20 protein-coding genes, 1 other RNA gene and 1 pseudogene are annotated in these 17,303 nt (G+C 58.3%); 17 read left to right on the top strand and 5 right to left on the bottom strand.

Features of this window, described 5'->3' with window-relative positions:
• Positions 1-327 (top strand): annotated as a pseudogene (locus AC221Y_RS05280) (hypothetical protein); the annotation flags it as partial.
• Here the strand turns inward: AC221Y_RS05280 and AC221Y_RS05275 are convergent.
• Positions 306-1,223, bottom strand: coding sequence for an AEC family transporter (locus AC221Y_RS05275; protein ID WP_299755799.1), 918 nt, complete (start codon positions 1,221-1,223; stop codon positions 306-308). The pseudogene AC221Y_RS05280 and the gene AC221Y_RS05275 sit on opposite strands and share 22 nt — an antisense overlap.
• 137 nt (positions 1,224-1,360) lie before the next feature.
• Between AC221Y_RS05275 and gatC the strand changes: the two genes are divergently transcribed.
• The 11 genes from gatC (at position 1,361) to AC221Y_RS05220 (ending at position 9,133) form a co-directional block, all read left to right on the top strand.
• Entirely contained in the window at positions 1,361-1,648 is a 288-nt protein-coding gene (gatC, locus tag AC221Y_RS05270) for an Asp-tRNA(Asn)/Glu-tRNA(Gln) amidotransferase subunit GatC (protein WP_486706905.1), read from the top strand.
• 3 nt (positions 1,649-1,651) lie between these two features.
• Positions 1,652-3,136 carry an Asp-tRNA(Asn)/Glu-tRNA(Gln) amidotransferase subunit GatA gene (gatA, locus tag AC221Y_RS05265; RefSeq protein WP_299756827.1) on the top strand — a complete coding sequence of 495 codons (1,485 nt, stop codon included), beginning with the start codon at positions 1,652-1,654 and terminating at the stop codon, positions 3,134-3,136.
• Between the two features lie 39 nt (positions 3,137-3,175).
• The gene (locus AC221Y_RS05260; protein WP_299756829.1) at positions 3,176-3,931 is read left to right on the top strand and encodes a hypothetical protein; all 756 of its coding nucleotides are present in this window, start codon (positions 3,176-3,178) and stop codon (positions 3,929-3,931) included.
• A 4-nt stretch (positions 3,932-3,935) separates the two neighbouring features.
• A complete protein-coding gene (locus AC221Y_RS05255; protein ID WP_299756831.1) occupies positions 3,936-4,646 on the top strand; it encodes an N-acetylmuramoyl-L-alanine amidase in 711 nt (236 codons plus the stop codon).
• A 41-nt stretch (positions 4,647-4,687) separates the two neighbouring features.
• Positions 4,688-5,095, top strand: an RNA gene (gene rnpB, locus AC221Y_RS05250) — RNase P RNA component class A.
• A 166-nt stretch (positions 5,096-5,261) separates the two neighbouring features.
• Positions 5,262-5,429: a 50S ribosomal protein L33 gene (gene rpmG, locus AC221Y_RS05245; RefSeq protein WP_299756834.1), complete on the top strand. Its 168-nt coding sequence runs from the start codon at positions 5,262-5,264 to the stop codon at positions 5,427-5,429.
• Between the two features lie 118 nt (positions 5,430-5,547).
• A complete protein-coding gene (locus AC221Y_RS05240; protein WP_299756836.1) occupies positions 5,548-6,069 on the top strand; it encodes a GNAT family N-acetyltransferase in 522 nt (173 codons plus the stop codon).
• 17 nt (positions 6,070-6,086) lie between these two features.
• The gene (locus AC221Y_RS05235; RefSeq protein WP_486706904.1) at positions 6,087-6,524 is read left to right on the top strand and encodes a lipoprotein; all 438 of its coding nucleotides are present in this window, start codon (positions 6,087-6,089) and stop codon (positions 6,522-6,524) included.
• Between the two features lie 355 nt (positions 6,525-6,879).
• The gene (locus tag AC221Y_RS05230) at positions 6,880-7,932 is read left to right on the top strand and encodes an NAD(P)-dependent oxidoreductase (RefSeq protein ID WP_486706903.1); all 1,053 of its coding nucleotides are present in this window, start codon (positions 6,880-6,882) and stop codon (positions 7,930-7,932) included.
• A gap of 88 nt (positions 7,933-8,020) precedes the next feature.
• The gene (locus AC221Y_RS05225) at positions 8,021-8,599 is read left to right on the top strand and encodes a YceI family protein (protein WP_486706902.1); all 579 of its coding nucleotides are present in this window, start codon (positions 8,021-8,023) and stop codon (positions 8,597-8,599) included.
• Between the two features lie 3 nt (positions 8,600-8,602).
• Entirely contained in the window at positions 8,603-9,133 is a 531-nt protein-coding gene (locus AC221Y_RS05220; RefSeq protein ID WP_299756848.1) for a cytochrome b, read from the top strand.
• A 58-nt stretch (positions 9,134-9,191) separates the two neighbouring features.
• Here the strand turns inward: AC221Y_RS05220 and tkt are convergent, their stop codons facing one another.
• The gene (gene tkt / locus AC221Y_RS05215; protein WP_486706901.1) at positions 9,192-11,237 is read right to left on the bottom strand and encodes a transketolase; all 2,046 of its coding nucleotides are present in this window, start codon (positions 11,235-11,237) and stop codon (positions 9,192-9,194) included.
• 217 nt (positions 11,238-11,454) lie between these two features.
• Here tkt and AC221Y_RS05210 point away from each other — a divergent pair, with 217 nt between their 5' ends.
• Positions 11,455-11,928 (top strand): hypothetical protein, encoded by a 474-nt coding sequence (locus AC221Y_RS05210; RefSeq protein WP_486706900.1) that lies wholly within the window; start codon positions 11,455-11,457, stop codon positions 11,926-11,928.
• Position 11,929: 1 nt separating this feature from the next.
• The gene (locus AC221Y_RS05205) at positions 11,930-12,328 is read left to right on the top strand and encodes a cell division protein ZapA (RefSeq protein ID WP_299756857.1); all 399 of its coding nucleotides are present in this window, start codon (positions 11,930-11,932) and stop codon (positions 12,326-12,328) included.
• A gap of 42 nt (positions 12,329-12,370) precedes the next feature.
• On the opposite strand, the gene AC221Y_RS05200 is transcribed toward AC221Y_RS05205, so the two are convergent.
• Positions 12,371-13,519 carry a M24 family metallopeptidase gene (locus AC221Y_RS05200; RefSeq protein ID WP_486706899.1) on the bottom strand — a complete coding sequence of 383 codons (1,149 nt, stop codon included), beginning with the start codon at positions 13,517-13,519 and terminating at the stop codon, positions 12,371-12,373.
• Positions 13,520-13,628: 109 nt separating this feature from the next.
• Positions 13,629-14,408, bottom strand: a complete 780-nt coding sequence (locus tag AC221Y_RS05195; protein ID WP_299756863.1) for a Bax inhibitor-1/YccA family protein — start codon at positions 14,406-14,408, stop codon at positions 13,629-13,631.
• 475 nt (positions 14,409-14,883) lie between these two features.
• Here AC221Y_RS05195 and AC221Y_RS05190 point away from each other — a divergent pair, with 475 nt between their 5' ends.
• Both AC221Y_RS05190 and AC221Y_RS05185 read left to right on the top strand, forming a co-directional pair.
• Positions 14,884-15,066, top strand: a complete 183-nt coding sequence (locus AC221Y_RS05190) for a helix-turn-helix domain-containing protein (RefSeq protein ID WP_299756866.1) — start codon at positions 14,884-14,886, stop codon at positions 15,064-15,066.
• Between the two features lie 213 nt (positions 15,067-15,279).
• On the top strand, positions 15,280-15,621 hold the full coding sequence (locus AC221Y_RS05185; protein WP_486706898.1) for a type 2 periplasmic-binding domain-containing protein: 342 nt from the start codon (positions 15,280-15,282) through the stop codon (positions 15,619-15,621).
• Positions 15,622-15,675: 54 nt separating this feature from the next.
• On the opposite strand, the gene AC221Y_RS05180 is transcribed toward AC221Y_RS05185, so the two are convergent.
• Positions 15,676-16,635, bottom strand: coding sequence for an NADPH:quinone oxidoreductase family protein (locus AC221Y_RS05180; RefSeq protein WP_299756872.1), 960 nt, complete (start codon positions 16,633-16,635; stop codon positions 15,676-15,678).
• A gap of 273 nt (positions 16,636-16,908) precedes the next feature.
• On the opposite strand from AC221Y_RS05180, the gene AC221Y_RS05175 reads away from it, so the two are divergent.
• Positions 16,909-17,280: a helix-turn-helix domain-containing protein gene (locus AC221Y_RS05175; RefSeq protein WP_299756875.1), complete on the top strand. Its 372-nt coding sequence runs from the start codon at positions 16,909-16,911 to the stop codon at positions 17,278-17,280.
• Positions 17,281-17,303 lie beyond the last annotated feature (23 nt).

Genomic DNA, 17,303 nt, shown 5'->3' with positions numbered 1-17,303 from the left:
GCGACGCTGGCTTTCTTCCCATACGCCGCTTTGGTCACGCCGTTGGTGCAACAACTTCCATTTTTCTCAATTTCATCAGTGTATTGGGTCTTGCCGATTTTGATTGCGGGCTATGGTATATTGTTGCGCAATCGCGCCCATGAGACGGCGCGGGGACTTCTCTTCGGTGCGGGTTTGCTTTGCGTCTCGCTTGTCTTTCGATCAATTGACGACACGTCGTGCGCACGCCTTCCAGTTGGCACACATTTCATTTGGCATATGCTCAATGGGATCATGCTTGGCTGGATGATCGAAGTGTGGCGCCGTCACAGAACCAGCGAGGCGTAAATCGGTATTGCGGCCATCGAGAGTAGGGTCTGGTAGACCAGAATATCTGCGTAAAGTTCGGTGTCGCCGCCCATAGTGCGCGCGACGACGTAGCCGTTCGAGGCGGCTGGAACCGCTGTCACCAGTAGCCCAGCGAGGGTCTCTGTGGAGGAAAGCCCAAACACATTGGCGAGGCCTAGAAACACAAGCGGCATTCCGATGGGGCGTAAAAGCGCGCCAATCAGTACGGGTGCGGTCAGCCGTCCCAGACGACGCCACGAAATCCCGGCCCCGACAACCAAAAGCCCGATCCCGAGCGCGGCGCGGCCAATGATATCGAGGGTCTCGTACAGAGGCTTTGGAAGGTCGAATGGTGCAGCATTCAGCGAAAGTCCAATCGCGCAGCCAATGACAAGTGGATTTGCTACAACGGCCTTCAGAATGCGGCGTGGACCTGTTGTCCCGGCGCAAAGCCAGGCCAGAACAAGGATATTGCTGACGTTGATCAACGGGGTCAGCACCGACATCCCAACGGCTATCAACAGCAGGACGTCCGGCCCTCCGAGCAATTCGGCTGCAGAAAGGGAAATAAAGGCATTCCAACGCGTTGTGGTCTGAAAGATGGTTGAAAGTGATGCGGACGATAGCTTGTCGACCGGCAGCAAAAATCTGACGCTTAGCCCCAGAATGGCCGCAAGAAACACCATGCTGACCAATGACCCGGCAAGCGGTCCGATCCGGTCTGACGACAGATCAGCGGTCGCAATGGAGCTGATCAGGATTGCTGGGATCAGAATGCGGAAACTTAATAGCTCGATGCCCGACCAATGCTCGGGCTTCAAAAGACCTGTCGCTTTTGCGGTCCATCCCGCCAGAAAGGCCAGAGCAATAGGCAGGATCGCGAGTGCAAGTGTCATTGATCAAATTCCGGGAGGTCGGCGTTTCAGGCGCCGTCACCCTAAACGGTGGTCTTGATTTCGCAAGCTAGCCACTTCTTGCGGGCCGTCTCTGCACGCGGTACATGGACCGCGTTCAAAGATGGAGAGACGCTCTGATGTCGATCGACACCGAAACAGCCCGCCGCGTGGCCAAGCTTGCCCGCATTAAGGTCGAAGACGCCGATTTACCTGCGTTGGCGCAGGATTTTAACCGGATACTTGGCTTTGTTGAGCAGTTGAATGAGGTCGACGTAGAAGGCGTCGAGCCGATGACATCAGTTACACCAATGCGGCTAAAACGACGTGTAGATGAGGTGACGGACGGGGGTCAGCAAGACAAGGTCTTGTCAAATGCGCCGGATGCGCGCGAAGGCTTTTTTGCGGTTCCGAAAGTGGTGGAATAATCGATGACTAAGTTGAACGTCCTGACCATTGCGCAAGCGCGAGAGAAACTCCGTGCGGGTGAAATAACATCGGTTGAATTGACCGAGGCGTGTCTGAAAGCGGCAGACGACGCAAAAACGCTGAATGCCGTGGTGCATGCGACACCCGAGATTGCCCTTGAGCAGGCGAAAGCCGCAGATGTGCGCCTTGCGGCGGGAGATGCCCCTGATTTGTGCGGTATTCCTTTGGGGATCAAAGACTTGTTTTGCACCAAGGGCGTAGCAAGTCAGGCCGCCAGCGGCATCCTGGAGGGCTTCAAGCCCGAATATGAATCCACTGTGACAAGCCAGCTTTTCGATGCAGGTGCCGTGATGATCGGCAAGCTGAACATGGATGAATTTGCTATGGGCTCGTCAAACGAAACAAGTGTCTACGGCAACGTCATCAACCCCTGGCGGCGCGACAACGACGAAACGGCGCTGACCCCCGGCGGGTCTTCGGGCGGCTCAGCCTCAGCTGTTGCGGCTGACTTATGCCTTGCTGCAACCGGGACCGACACCGGCGGATCGATCCGTCAGCCCGCCGCTTTTGTTGGAATAACAGGGCTGAAGCCGACCTATGGCCGCGTGTCGCGTTGGGGGATTGTGGCGTTTGCGTCCTCGCTTGATCAGGCCGGTCCGATGACGAAATCAGTACGCGACTGCGCGATCATGTTGGGCGCAATGGCCGGACATGATCCGAAGGACTCGACCAGCGCAGACCGCGCTGTGCCGGATTTTGAGGCGATGCTCACGGGTGACATAAAGGGCCAGACCATTGGTATTCCAAAAGAGTATCGTATGGATGGCATGCCAGAAGAGATCGAAGCCCTTTGGGCTGAAGGGCGCGCGATGCTGGAAGATGCAGGCGCGACTATCGTTGATATTTCTCTGCCGCATACAAAGTACGCGTTGCCTGCGTATTATGTGGTGGCACCAGCTGAGGCTTCGTCGAACCTCGCGCGGTATGACGGCGTGCGCTATGGCCATCGCGCAAAACTGTCGCACGGGGATGGCATCACCGAGATGTACGAGAAAACCCGCGCTGAGGGCTTTGGCGACGAGGTGAAGCGTCGTATAATGATTGGCACCTATGTTTTGTCAGCAGGATTTTACGATGCGTACTACAACCGTGCGCGCCGTGTTCGGGCTTTGATCAAGAAGGACTTCGAAGACGCATTTGAGGCCGGGGTCGATGCGATCCTGACGCCTGCGACGCCGTCGGCGGCATTCGAGTTGGGCCAGGAGTTTGATGACCCGGTTCAGATGTATCTGAATGACGTCTTCACGGTCACTGTAAACCTTGCGGGTCTTCCCGGTATTGCCGTGCCTGCGGGGCTCGACAAGCAGGGCCTTCCTTTGGGGCTGCAGCTGATTGGCAAGCCATGGGAAGAGGGCGCTTTGATGAATGTGGCACAGGCAATCGAGGACCGTGCGGGCTTTGTTTCCAAGCCGTCTAAATGGTGGTAGGTTCCTATAAAACGTCCAATCAAATTGGCAGAGCAGCACATGATGAACCGTTTCCTGACACTTAGTACAGTGGCCTTTTTGGCCGCATGTAGTGCGCAAGTCCCTGATAGTAATCCAAACCTCGGCGTGGGCTTCAATGGCTACGACGAGTTTTCGACAGAGCGTGCTCGGCGCGACGCTGAGCTTCAGGCGATGCGGCCACGCGCGGTGCCTGATGGGCAAGCCATAGCGTCTGAGACGCTGACTGCCCTTGAATCGGTCCGCACGATTGGCGGGCAATCGCCCGTTGGCGGTGTCGGTGGCTCAACGGCTCAAGGTGCGCTTGGCACACCTCTTCCGGCTGCGAGGGTACCGGCCCCAGTCGAAACCGCGACGCTTGGCATGGCACCTGTAACGGACAATCCTGATATCTCTGACGAGCAGAATTTTGACGCCGTTGCGTCCCGCGAATCCATCGAAAGCGACGCCGAGCGGATCGAACGCAATCGGGAGACCTATCAAGTTGTTGCGCCCACGGCCTTGCCTGAGCGCTCCAGCACCGGGCGGCCGAACGTCGTTGCGTTCGCATTGGCAACGTCCCACCCGCTTGGCACGCAGGTCTACCGTCGGACCGGTGGCGCAAATATCAATCGCTTCAACCGGGAATGCGCGCGCTATCCGTCCGCTGACCGTGCGCAGGAAGCTTTCCTTGAGGCGGGCGGCCCGCAGAGGGACCGCCGAGGCATGGACCCTGATGGAGACGGATACGCATGCTTCTGGAACCCAGCACCATTTCGGACCGCACGCGGAGGCTAAGCCTATGGACATCGAAGATCGCTCCTCACCGAACTATAATGCGCGGCGGGGCGGTCTTGCGCCGTCTTTGGTGGTGCTCCACTACACCGCGATGGGAAGCGCTGACGCAGCGCTTGAGAAGCTTTGTGATGAAACGTCGGAAGTCTCGGCTCACTATCTGATTTCGAAAGACGGGGCCGTTTTCCGCCTTGTTGAGGAGGCTCATCGCGCCTGGCATGCCGGCGAGGGGCGCTGGGCGGGGCGCGAGGATGTGAACTCGCGGTCCATCGGGATTGAGTTGGACAATGACGGGACATGTGCTTTTGACGCGCCGCTGATGGAGGCGCTGGAAGTGCTTCTTGCCGACATATTGCTGCGCCATTCTCTTCCGGCGAAAGCGGTCCTTGCACATTCGGATTTCGCCCCTGAGCGCAAGGCGGATCCGGGACGGAATTTTGATTGGCACCATCTTGCAAAAAAAGGACTTTCCGTTTGGCCGGAGGCGGCATTGAAGGGGGATTTCATGCGCAATGCAGCCTCCTTCGGCTATCCGATTGAACTTGGGGAAAAGCTTGTTCTGGAGGCGTTTCGGCAACGGTTTCGACCCATGGCAAGTGGGCCACTGGATCCTGCGGACCGGGCCATGATGTCGGGCTTGGCCCGTCAATTTCCTGCCGATGTGACGGAGCGGTTTGGGCGCCGCACACCCTCGCGACCCATTGGTTTGGAAAGCTGATCCTTGACGCACGCGCGGCGCGGGCCTAGGACGACAGCCGCGCGGAGAGCCGGATGGCCGCTTGGTGTGATCTTCGGATCGCGCCGGGAGGAAAGTCCGGACTCCATGAGACAACGGTGCCGGGTAACGCCCGGCCGGGGTAACCCGAGGGACAGCGCCACAGAGAACAGACAGCCCCGGTCCGCCGGGGTTATGGTGAAACGGTGGAGTAAGAGCCCACCGCGGACCTGGTAACAGGGACGGCACGGCAAGCCCCACCGGGAGCAATGCCAAATAGGGGTCTCGCGCGGGGATCGGTCCTGAAAGGGATACCGCCACGCAGGGTCGTTTCAGCCCGAGAGGCCCGGGTTGGCAGCTAGATCCCCGTCGGTAACGGCGGGGCCAGAGGAATGGTCATCGAACCGTGGCAACGCGGGGAACAAAATCCGGCTTACAGGCTCTCCGCGCAAATTAACGCCCTCTTCGCAGGTGATCTGATGACGGGCACTCCGCCAGAGACCGCACGGTATTGGTGGGAATCGGCTTGACAGGGGCGGGGTGATCGCTAGAACGCGGACTTCAAGGATTTACGGGCTGCTGCCGTCTCGTTAGGTGTGGCCAATCAGGAGACAACCCATGGCGAAGCCGACCACGATCAAAATTCGTCTGAACTCGACCGCGGATACCGGCCACTTTTATGTGACCTCGAAAAACGCCCGCACGATGACCGAGAAGATGGTCGTGCGAAAGTATGACCCGGTCGTGCGCAAACATGTCGAATACAAAGAAGGCAAAATTAAATAGTTTTGCTGAATAATTCGGAAACGGGCCGCGCCACTTGCGCGGCCTTTTCTATTTTGGAGCCGCTTTTCGGATTTTGCAGGCCTTGGCAAAGACCGTGTCTATGGGGCATGATTGATCAATGCGACGAAGCATTCTGACAGTGCGAACCGCGTTGGCGGCGGACTTTAGTGGTGTCGATGCTTTGCTGGCACGGTCTTATCCGGCGATCCTTAAAGCAGACTATCTGCCATCGCTTTTGGTGACTGCCATCCCCTTGATTTCAAAGGCGCAGCCGCGGTTGGTAATGTCGGGCACCTATTTCGTTGTTGAAGACAAAGACGGGGCGATTGTCGGCGCGGGAGGCTGGACGCGTGCAGCGCCGCCGGGTGCGGGAGGTGAGCGGTTCGATGTCGCTCATATCCGGCATGTGGTGAGTGATCACCGACGTTTGCGTGAAGGGATCGGACGGCGATTGATGGGGCATATTTTCAGAACTGCTGGGGCGGCGGGCATTGAACAATTTGAATGTTTCTCAACACTTACGGCGGTGCCGTTTTACGCCGATTGCGGGTTTTCGGTCATTGGGCCGATGACAGTCGGATTGAGAGCGGGTATCGACTTTCCAGCTGTGCATATGCGACGGTTTCATAAGCCGGATTGAAGGAGGGAATTGATCAAATGAAGAAATTATTTTTGTTTCTGGGACTTGCTGCACTTGTTGCGGGCTGTGCGCAGCCACAGGGTGTGGGGCTTGGACCGTTGGGAGGCGATACTTCTGACCTTCCGCAAAACACGCGGACCGAGTTTGAGATGGCGGGATTGACGCCATTGCCGCTTTATAGCTTCTCTTTTGCTGACGCGGCGACCCCGGCTGATGCTTTGAACGCTGGCGGAAACAGCTTGCGGCAAGCCGAGCAAAATCTTGAAATCGTTCAGGAAAGCCGGACGTATTTCATGCGACAGATTGCTTTGAACACCAACAACTACGTTGTGTCCGAGGGCGATGCGCCTGTGGCGTCTTTGGTCAGCGTGATCCGGGCGCGTACCGGGTGCTTGGTTAATCCGCAGCCGTTGCGGTCAGAAGATGCGGCTGTGTTTACGCTTGATTGTTCGTAAGTTAACAGGGTCTTACGCAAAGTTCTGCAGGTGCGCGGCCTGCGCACTGCTTTGGCATGGTTAGCGCGAGAAAATGAGCGGTCTTGGCCTGAAACGCGACGTCGGTATCGCGTCGGTGCGCCTTGTAGCGCTTGGTGGATAGGGCCGCATGATGTGGTGCTCGGGGTTAACCAAGGGTAACGGATTGCGAAGCCTCCGATCGGAGTATGGGGCCTTGAAAATGAGGCGGTATTGACCCGAAGTTGGGGAGTGGCGCAAATTTATTGCGGCTAGGCCTGAGACTAGTATCATTGTCATCGGCACCAGCGTGCCGCTCGATTTTGCCCCACTTCAACACGTATTTTCCGGAAGTTTGATGACCAAACCCACTGTTATTATTGATCCCGACTGGCGGCGGATGGACGAGTTGTTTTCGCCCGCCGCTAAGGCTGCTTTGTTTGATATCTATAACGTGGTTTGGGGCCGCGACGGACCAGTTCCGGACGGTGTGCTGTATGACGCATTGCCGGATGCGGAAGTTCTGATTTCCGCCACGCCTTTGATCGATGCCGAAGTTTTGGGCCGGGCGACGCGGCTTAAAGCGATCATCGAAGTGTCGGGGGCTTTTCCCGATACGATTGACTACGCAGCCTGCGCGGCGCGCGGGATCGAGGTTTTGAGCTGTGCGCCGGGGTTTCGTCAATCGGTGGCTGAAATGGGCCTGGCGATGGCATTGGCCGGGGCACGGGGATTAATAACTGAGCACGAGGCGTTTCGCTCAGGCGGGGAGAACTGGCTAAGTGACAACGAGGCGACGGATTTTACACTGTTCGGAGCGAAGGTCGGATTTGTCGGGTTCGGGCAGATTGCACAGGAGTTGATGCGGCTTATGGCTCCGTTTGCGCCCAGGGTGGTGGCCTATGATCCCTGGTTGGCACCGGAGGTGGCGCAGGCCCATGGGATCACGCTGGTCTCGCTTGAGGACGTCCTGACGCAGTCGCGCTGTCTGTTTGTGGCGGCTGTGCCGACGGCTGAGAACCACCATCTTCTGGACGCGGCCAAGCTTGCCCTGATGCCGCGCAATGCTTTGGTGATATTGATTAGCCGGGCTCATTTGGTAGATTTCGAGGCCCTTGCGTCCGAGGTCGCAAGCGGACGGCTTCGCGCGGCAGTTGATGTGTTCCCGTCTGAGCCGTTGGAGGCGGACGATCCCGTGCGAAAGCTTGGCAATATGATCTTGTCTCCACATCGCGCGGCGGCTGTCGCGGGGGGGCGTCAACTAATCGGCGATATGATCCTGGACGATCTGGCTGCATTATTTGGCGGCAACGCCTCACGTCGACTTGGCCGCGCGGAGGCCAGCAAGATAGGGGCGCTGGCAGGTGTGGGCGATGCGAGCAAAGTCGCGGAAATGGCGAAGACCCGGTAGGCGGGTTTTGGACCGTTAAGGCAGAAGTGTTGCGCGCATGGTGGTGTTTTGGCTGTGCACATGGGACGAAGGTTCTATGTGTTGTTTCATGCGCAACTTTTTCTGCTCAGTCTTGGTTTGGGTCATCGCTTTGTCGGCGGGGAATGCCGCGCCGTTGAGCTACACGCTGGACAAGGGCGCGAGCCGCGTCGGGTTTGAAGTGTCGTTCGGTCCGGATCAGATCACTGGCGAGTTGCCGGTACAGTCAGCAGAGATCACGCTTGATTTTCAGCAAGTGGCAAACAGCAGCGTTGCCGTTGTCCTTGATGTCGGCAATGCAAAAGCCAACTTTCCCTTTGCAACCCAAGCGTTGCGCGGGCCCAAGGTTCTTGACACAACGCGGTTTCCGACGATTTCATTTGTTTCGACAGAGATCAAAGTCCTTCCCGACGCACCGTCGAAAGCGCGCATGAGCGGCGAGATTACCATTCGCGATACTACGCGGCCCGTCACGCTGGATGCCGAGTTGTTTCGCCCGGCTGACCGCGCGCTTGGCGAGCGCGAGCGATTGATTGTGCAGCTGTCCGGCGCCGTAAGTCGCGCGGCCTTCGGCGCAACCGGGTGGAGCGATCTTGTGGGCGATACCGTGGCGCTTGATCTGATGTTGCAGATCGATCTGGCGGAGTAGGGCATGGCTGCCAGGAATTCTGAACGGTCTTTTGGGTGGGTCACGCGGGCGCTGCATTGGGCTACGGCCCTTGGCGTGCTTGGGATGCTCCCTTTGGGGGTCTACGTGGCGCGGATGGAGGTCGGGTATTCGAACCTCTGGCTGTTCGGGTTGCACAAATCGATCGGGGTTACGATCTTTGCGCTTCTTGCCGTGCGAATTGTCTGGCATGTGGTTTCACCGCCGCCGCCAAGCCTTCCCTCTGATGTTGCGTGGAAGGACCAGGCTGCCAAGTGGGTCCATCGGGCGTTCTATGTCCTTCTTGCCGTGGTGCCGCTTAGCGGATGGGTGGGCAGCGGGGCGACCGGACTTGATGTGCTTGTGTTCAACCGGATAACTTTGCCGCCGCTCGCGCCCGTGTCCGAGGCTTGGGAAACAACGGCTTTCGGCGTGCATTGGGTCGTAACGAAGCTTTTGGCGGCCTGTGCCATCGTGCATATTGCGGGGGCGCTCACGCGGCGAGACGGGACGCTGGCACGTATGGTCAAAGGCTAGAGCGCAGGAAAAAGGGCGCACGCGGCGCCCTTTTAGATGTCATCTGGCTGCTTCTTAATCAGGTGCGTGAATCGGGCGCCCAGTTGCCGCCCAAGAGGTCTTTAACCTTTTCGGCTGTGGCTTGTGCAGTGATGCCGAAGTGCTCGTAAAGCTCTGGCGCAGGGGCGGATGCGCCGAACCCGTGCATCCCGATGAACCCTGACTTTTCGCGCTTGCCGCGCTCGCCGAACAACCAACGGTCCCAACCAAAGCGCAGGCCAGCTTCGATGGCGACGCGAACCGGGCCAGCGGGAAGAACCTTGCGGCGGTAGGCTTCGTCTTGCTCCTCGAACAACTCCCAGCAAGGCATAGAGACGACACGGGTACCGATGCCTTGGGCTTGAAGCAGGTCGCGGGCCTTGAGGGCGATCTCGATCTCGGAGCCGGTCGCGATCAGAAGCGCTTGGCGCTTGCCCTCGGCTTCGCGCAGGACGTAGGCGCCCTGTGCGGTGAGGTTGCGCATCTTGTGCTCGGTCCGCACAGTTGGCAGGCCCTGACGTGTCAGCACGAGGGTGCTTGGTGTTTTGTGTGATGTCAGCGCAAGTTCCCAGGCTTCTGCGGTTTCGACCGTATCGGCGGGCCGGAAAACGTTCATGTTGGGCGAGGCGCGCAGCATCGCGATGTGTTCCACAGGCTGGTGCGTGGGCCCGTCTTCGCCAAGGCCGATGCTGTCGTGTGTCATGACATAGGTGACGGGCACGCCCATGAGGGAGCTAAGGCGCATTGCGCCGCGTGCGTAGTCCGTGAAGCACAAGAACGTTCCGCCGTAGGGACGGATGCCGCCATGAAGTGCCAGGCCGTTCATGGCGGCCGCCATACCATGTTCGCGAATGCCGTAGTGGACGTAGCGGCCTTTGCGGTTGGCTTGGTCAAAAATGCCAAGGTCTGGCGTGAGTGTATTGTTGGAGCCGGTGAGGTCTGCCGAGCCGCCGATGTTCTCGGGCATAATCGGGTTCACGGCCTCCAGCACCATTTCCGACGATCTGCGAGTGGCGACTTTGGGGTTGGTTTCAGAGATTTGCTTTTTCAGCGCGCGAATGGTCGAGGTGAGCTTCTTTGGAGGTGCGCCTGTCCAGACGCGGTGCAATTCGGTTTGGCGGTTTGGCGATAGTTCGGCGTAGCGGTCGTTCCATGCCGCTCGGTCTGCGGAGCCACGCGCGCCGATCGTGCGCCATTCCGATAGGATGTCGACCGGTATTTCGAAAGGCGCATACGGCCAGCCGTAGGTTGCACGTGTCGCTTCGATGCCGTCTGGGCCAAGAGGCGAGCCGTGGGCTTTGGCGGTGTCCTGTTTAGGAGAACCGAAGCCGATGTGGGTTTTGCAGGCGATCATCGACGGCTTCTTAGATGATTTGGCTTGGCTCAAAGCGCGGTCGATGTCTTCGGGGTCATGACCATCACATTCAACGACCTGCCAGCCAGCCGCCTGGAAGCGTTTTGTCTGGTCGGTGATGTCGGACAGCCCAACTTTGCCGTCGATTGAGATATTGTTGTCGTCCCAAAGTACGATGAGTTTGCCGAGTTTTTGCATGCCCGCGAGGCCGATGGCTTCGTGGCTGATGCCTTCCATGAGGCAGCCGTCACCGGCGATTGCGTAGGTGTAATGGTCGCAGACCTTTTTGCCGTAGCGCGCGCGCAGGCTTTCTTCGGCCATCGCGAAGCCGACGGCATTGGCGAGGCCCTGGCCAAGCGGGCCGGTGGTCGTTTCGATACCTTTTGCGTGGCCGTATTCGGGGTGACCTGCTGTGATCGAGCCAAGTTGGCGGAAGTTCTTGATCTGCTCAATCGTCATATCCTCGTAGCCCGTGAGGTGCAGGAGGGCGTAAAGCAGCATCGAGCCGTGACCCGCAGACAGGATGAACCGGTCGCGATCCGGCCAATCCGGGGCGGCTGCGTCAAATTTCAGGTGTTTCTCAAAGAGAACCGTGGCAACGTCGGCCATGCCCATCGGCATGCCGGGGTGCCCGGAATTTGCGGCCTGTACGGCGTCCATCGCGAGGGCGCGGATTGCGGTTGCGCGGGCGAAATGGTCTGGGTGAAGCTCTTTTAAGGTTGCGATATCCACGGTGCCTGTCCCCTTGTCGGTCGTGACGCTGAAATGCTCAGGTTTCGAGCGGTTGATAGCAGGCAGGCGGGCGAGTTCAAGCGCGTGGGGGGACGTTTGCGCCGAAAGGGGGTGAAAACCCCGCGCTTCCTTCGTATGACTTGGGGAATGGATGGGGTTTGGTGCGATTCGCTCGCGCCAATATTGCCCCCGCAGTTATGAGGGAGCGGACAGTCATATGAGCGACATTTCCGAACTGGAGCGCCGGATCACGGCGGCATTGGACCGGGCCGCGCAAGCGATGGACCGACTTGGGGTCGTGGGAGCGTCAGACGATGGCGTTGATGCGGCGGCATTGGCGGACGAGCTGGAGGCCGAGCGGGTCGCCAATGCGCAGCTTGAAGAGCGGGTGCGGGCGATCAAGGAAAAGCAGGAGACGATGGTGGCAGGGCTAGAGGCTCAGGTTGCGCGTCTGAAGGGACAGGTCGAAAGCCGGGACGGGGACTTGTCGCGAATGAGGGCCGTGAGCGAAAAATTACGCCAATCCAATCAGACCCTGCGTGAGGCAAATGCAAGCGCTGTTGCAGATCCTGAATTGGTGAATGCGTCGTTGCAGACCGAGGTCGAGGCGCTGCGCGCGGCGCGGTCGGCGGATCGCGCGGAAATCGACGACATTCTTGCAACGCTTGACCCTGTTTTGAAGGAGGCCTGAGATGCCGGAAGTAACGATCAATATCGGTAGCCGTCCGTTTCAAGTGGCCTGTCAGGAAGGCGAAGAGCATTTCCTGCAATCTGCGGCGGCCTTGCTGGATCACGAGGCAAGCACGCTCATGGACCAGATCGGGCGGTTGCCCGAAGCACGGATGCTTTTGATGGCGGGCCTGATGCTTGCGGACAAAGCCGCCGGGACGGATGATCAACTGAAAGCGCTGGAAGACAAGGTTGCTCAGCAGGAAGCGTGGATCGAAGAGTTCCAGAGCAATCCGCAGCCGGAACCGACACGCGTAGAGGTGGCCGTGGTGCCGGATGAAGTGACGCAGACGCTGGCGGAACTTGCGGCGCGTGCCGAGGCCCTGGCCGATGCGGCAGAAGAGAAAGCGGCAGCGGCATAGATTTTCTATTTAGGCATTTTTAAAAGGCTGGAGGGCCGGCGATCAGGCGATATTCCAGCCGCGTGCCGCGTCGCCGTACATCTCAAAGCCCTGTTCCGTGATCGCGATAGTGTCTTCCAGTTTGATGAGGCCGCGGTCGGGGTGCCCCATCGTTGTTTCCACCGACACGACCATACCCGCTTCGAGGGGGACCTCGGCATCGACGCCATCGTAAATGCGGTTGGACATGATGAAGGGCACCTCATGGCTGACAAGGCCCATTCCGTGGATGACAAGGTCCGTGTGCTTCGCATTGGGTCCCGACTTTAAGACGCTGTTGCCGTGATCCAAGGCGGTTTGTCCGGTCGCGCCTGCTTTGAGGAAAGCGAACGTTGCCTGTTGGGTGGCGTCGACTTCGGCCAGAAGGTCTTCGAGTTCCGCGTCTGGTGGCCCCATGACGGCCATGCGGCAAAGGTCTCCTATATAGCCGTCAATATTGCCGCCACTGTCGATGGACATGGCTTCCCCCGGTTGCCATTGCTGATCAGAGGGCGCGCGGTTCCGGTTTTGGCCAAACGTCACGAGGCAATAGTCGAAGTCGAGATCGCGCGCGTGTTCTTCGGCTTTCAGCCGGTGGATGATCTGGTGCTTGGTGACGCCGGGTGTTGCCCAGTCGATGGTTGCGCGCATGGCGTCGATCACGCCGTCGGACGCCGCGCTGAGTTTGGCCAGCTCATCCGGACGCTTGATTGCGCGGAGACGTTCCAAAATGGGGGTTGCGTCGCCGAATATTGCATCTGGCAGGCCGTCAGCGAGGACTTGATCCGCGTCACGGGGCAGGAACGGCGGCTCGATGCCAATGCGGGCCTTGGTGAGGCCCATGTCTGTGAGGTGTTTGACGGCCGCTTCTGCGGCGTCACGCGTTCCCCAGGTGACTGTGTGGGTATGGATCGGCCAGAACGCACCGAGGGCCTTTTCGAAGCCTTCGATGGCGCTTCCGATGTAGGCCGCCTGATCAAGGGTGCCGGCCACGTATATCACCAGCGGCAAATAGCGGGCGTGGCCGAGGGCGTCCATGCTTTGAAAGAAGAATGAGCGGTGCCCGCCGAGGAGATAACGTACGTTGTGGGGCGAGTTTGCGATCAAGACGTCGAGGCCATGCGCCTCCATCAACGCGTCTGCTTTTTCGGTTTGGAACGGGGGCGTTGTCATTGAAGTGGCTCCTGTGTTGCATGTCTGGAGCTTATATCATGCTGGCGCACGGACAAAAAAGGCCGGCACAGTGGCCGGCCTTTTCAGAAACTTTATCGGATCGTAAATGTTACTCGCGATTGCCGAAGAGTTGCAGCAGGAACATGAACATGTTGATGAAGTCGAGATACAAGTTCAAAGCACCGGCATAGGCTGACTTGTCGAGCCATTCCTGATCGCCTGCGTGGGCATGTTCGAGGTAGGAGGTCTTGATTTTCTGTGTGTCGTAGGCGGTGAGGCCCGCGAAGATCAAAACACCAATGGCCGAAATCGCAAACATAATTGCAGGCGAGCCGATGAAGAGGTTGACGACCATCACCACGATAAGGCCGATCACGCCCATAATGAGGAATGTGCCCCATGCGGAGATGTCTTTTTTCGTGGTGTAGCCCCAGAGGCTAAGGCCGGCAAACGCGATCGCCGTCACAAGGAACGTCTGCACAATGGAGAACCCTGTGTAGACGAGGAAAATCGAGCTGATCGACAGGCCCATGAGTGCGGCAAAGGCGAAGAAGGCGGTTTGCACGGCAGCTGCCGATCCGCGCTTCATTACAGCACCAAAGCCGAAGAAAACGAATGCCAGAGGGGCAAACATCACCACCCATTTCAGCGGCGACATATAAAGTGTCTCGCCAATAGGCGTCAGGTATTGGCCTTCGCGGATTGCGACCGTCGCACCAGTTGGGTCGGCCGTTACGGACAAGCCAGCGATGGCCCATGCTGCCAGAGCAGTTATGATCATGCCAACGGACATCGAGCCGTAGACCTTATTCATATGGGCGCGAAGGCCCGCGTCTATCTCGGCCGTGCGGACACCTGGCGCGGTTCGGACGGTCTGATATTGTGCCATTATCGGTCTCTCCTCGACGTTTCTATTCACATGACCGGAATGCCCGGACACTTCCTAAGAGAATATCGGCTGGCACGGGACATTTTTCAAGGCCGAAACTCTGAGAAACGAGTCTTTTGGTCAGGTACGCGGATCAACGCGGCCGCTGATTTGGGACGCCCCAACGCAGGCGGGTGAGTTCTGCGGCCACGTCGGTTCGGCTGAGGGACACGTCAAGGCGCCCTGCGGCATCATGATTGGCGAGTGCCACACGGGATCTCTGAGCTGCAATCATTGCATGGAGCCAATACACAAAGCCCTACCGATGGGAGGGGGTTGTGACAAAGCGGGCGGTGGTGGCTGGCGTGAACATGGTGTCATTTTTTCTTAAATGTGATTGGTTGCCTCGCTCGCATCACCAAGCCTGATGTGTTTGCCGCGCCGCATTGAATTCGTAAAATGAATGTTTTTGACGTCGATCATCAAGGAAATTGATATGCTTGGAATCCTCGATCTGACGGCTTTGCGCTCGTGTGTCGCTGTTGCGGATATGGGCGGGGTAACCAAGGCGGCGGGTTTGCTGAACCTGATGCAATCGGCGGTATCGATGCAGTTGAAGCGGCCGGAAGAGGCTTTGGGATTGCATTGCTTGACCGGCCGTCGCGCACGATCGGCGTGACGGCTGAGGGCGAGCAGCTTTTGGGGTATGGGCGTCGGATGATTGCTATGAACGACGAAATTTTCAGTCAAATGATGAATCAAGCTTACGAGGGGGCTGGTTCTGGGGGGCCCACATGACAATATTTATCCCCGCATCCCATGGATCCTGCAGGTTTTTAACGCCGATTGTCCGCGGATAAGAATTCAGGTGTCGTCGTCTTGGACGCTTCGTTTGAAGGACCTTTTTGCGGAAGGGCAGTGCTACATTTTCCATGCCACCGAAGATCACGTCGATCCCAATGGCGAGACTTTGGCATCCGAGCCGCATTGCCAGTTTCGCAAGTCGATGATGAAGGCGCTGGATCGGGCGGGTTTACCATGGGAAATGGCTCTCGATTCGGAAGCGACGCATACGGTTGAGGCCGTGGTGGCGGCAGATTTGGCGGTTTTTGCGCAGATCGAAGGCACGAACGCGCCTCAGCTTGAGGAAATCAGTCACGGGGGGGGGGCGTTGCCAGAAATGGGCGAGAAATTAATCAATATGTATCCTCAGACGTGGCTCAGGGCACGGTGAAATATCATCTCACGCAGCTTGTACGGCGGTCACATGGTGCACCGAAACTTGCGCTTACGGCGTAATGACGATTTTTCCGGTGGCCTTGCGGCTTTTTAGAAGCTCAAGGGCGGCGTTGGCCTGCGCAAGCGGGTAGGTGTGGCCGATGTGGGGGCGGATCGCGCCTTTTGCGTGCCAGTGAAGAAGCGTCTTCAGGCTCTCAGTGAGCGCAGTTGGATTGATCTTGGAGTAGGCAGAGATGTTGAAGCCGATCACGTCGATGTTTTTGACCAGCAGGTGGTTGGGTTTCACGGTGGGGTGATCCCCGCTGGCAAAGCCGATGAGAAGGTGGCGACCTTCGGGCTTAAGACGCCGGGCTGCGGCCGTGCCGGTGGCGCCGCCAACCGCATCGTAGACGACATCGAAGGGGGCATGGGACCTTAAGGCGTCGGAGAAGTCCCCATCGGCGCTGTCGATCATGATGTCAGCGCCAGCGTCGCGCGCAATGGCAAGGCGCTCTGAGCCACGCGCGACCGCAATGACCGTTGCCCCGATGGCTTTGGCGACCTCGACAGCCGCGAGGCCTGCGCCCCCGGCTGCCCCCAGAACAACAAGGCTTTCGCCTTTTGCCAGTCTTGCGCGGCGGATAAGCGAAAGATGCGCGGTAGCGTAAGTTATCTGAAAAGCAGCGGCCGTGGCGTCGTCAATCGTATCGCGAAGCCCAAGCGCGCGGCCGGCTTCAAAAACCGCATAGTCGGCAAGCCCACCGTGTCCGACGATTGCGGCGATCCGGTCGCCTACTTTTTGGCCGGTGACTTTGGTGCCGATTGCGGTGATCGTCCCGGAAATTTCGAGGCCTGGCACCACTGGGAAGGGCGGCGTGTCCTGATAGCGGCCCTCAATCAGCAACAGGTCCGCGAAGTTGAGCGCGGTGGCCGCGACCCGCACCTGTATCTGTGTCTCACTGGGCGAGGGAATCGGTGCCGAGATAATTGCGGGTTCGGCGTTTGGAGCGCTGACGCTTAGAATGCGCATCTTTCAACCGCCGTATTGAGAGGGGAATCTCGCATCAAAATAGTCCTGCGCTACATCCCGCCAACTGTATTTGGTACGCTTTTGATCGGCAAGTTGCTTTAAGAAGCAGGTATAAGACGCTGTTTAATAATAATTTCACGGCTTTTGATCAAATTTGATAGTAGGATCGTGCAGAGCATTTACACCCTGGCCTTCGAACCTGCCTAAAAAGACACCTATCAAAGTTGTATCAATGCAGCGCATGTATATCCATGGTTGCAAAGGGAGTCACACATGAAGCACCCCGTTGATGTGCACGTTGGGAAAAGAATCCGCCACCGTCGTTGGATGGTTGGCATGACCCAGCAACAGTTGGCAGAGCATGTTGGCATTAAGTTCCAGCAGATCCAGAAATATGAGACCGGTATGAACCGTGTGTCTGCGTCCCGGCTTTGGGACATTGCGGAAACGTTGAGCGTTCCGGTCAGCTTCTTCTTCGACGGGCTGAGCACTGAAGCAGACAACGGTGCGGAAGATCGCACAGTGCCCGGCGACATTCTTGCTGACAAAGAAGCGCTCGAACTTGTGCGGTCATACTACGCCATCCCAGAGAACCAGCGCCGTCGCTTGTTTGAGCTTGCGCGCGTGCTTAGCGACGTCGCATAGCGCCACGTCGCTTGACCCGGACT

Source organism: Boseongicola sp. (assembly GCF_057460485.1).
Note: the sequence above shows the minus strand (reverse complement) of the source record. Positions and strands in the feature narration are given on the sequence as shown.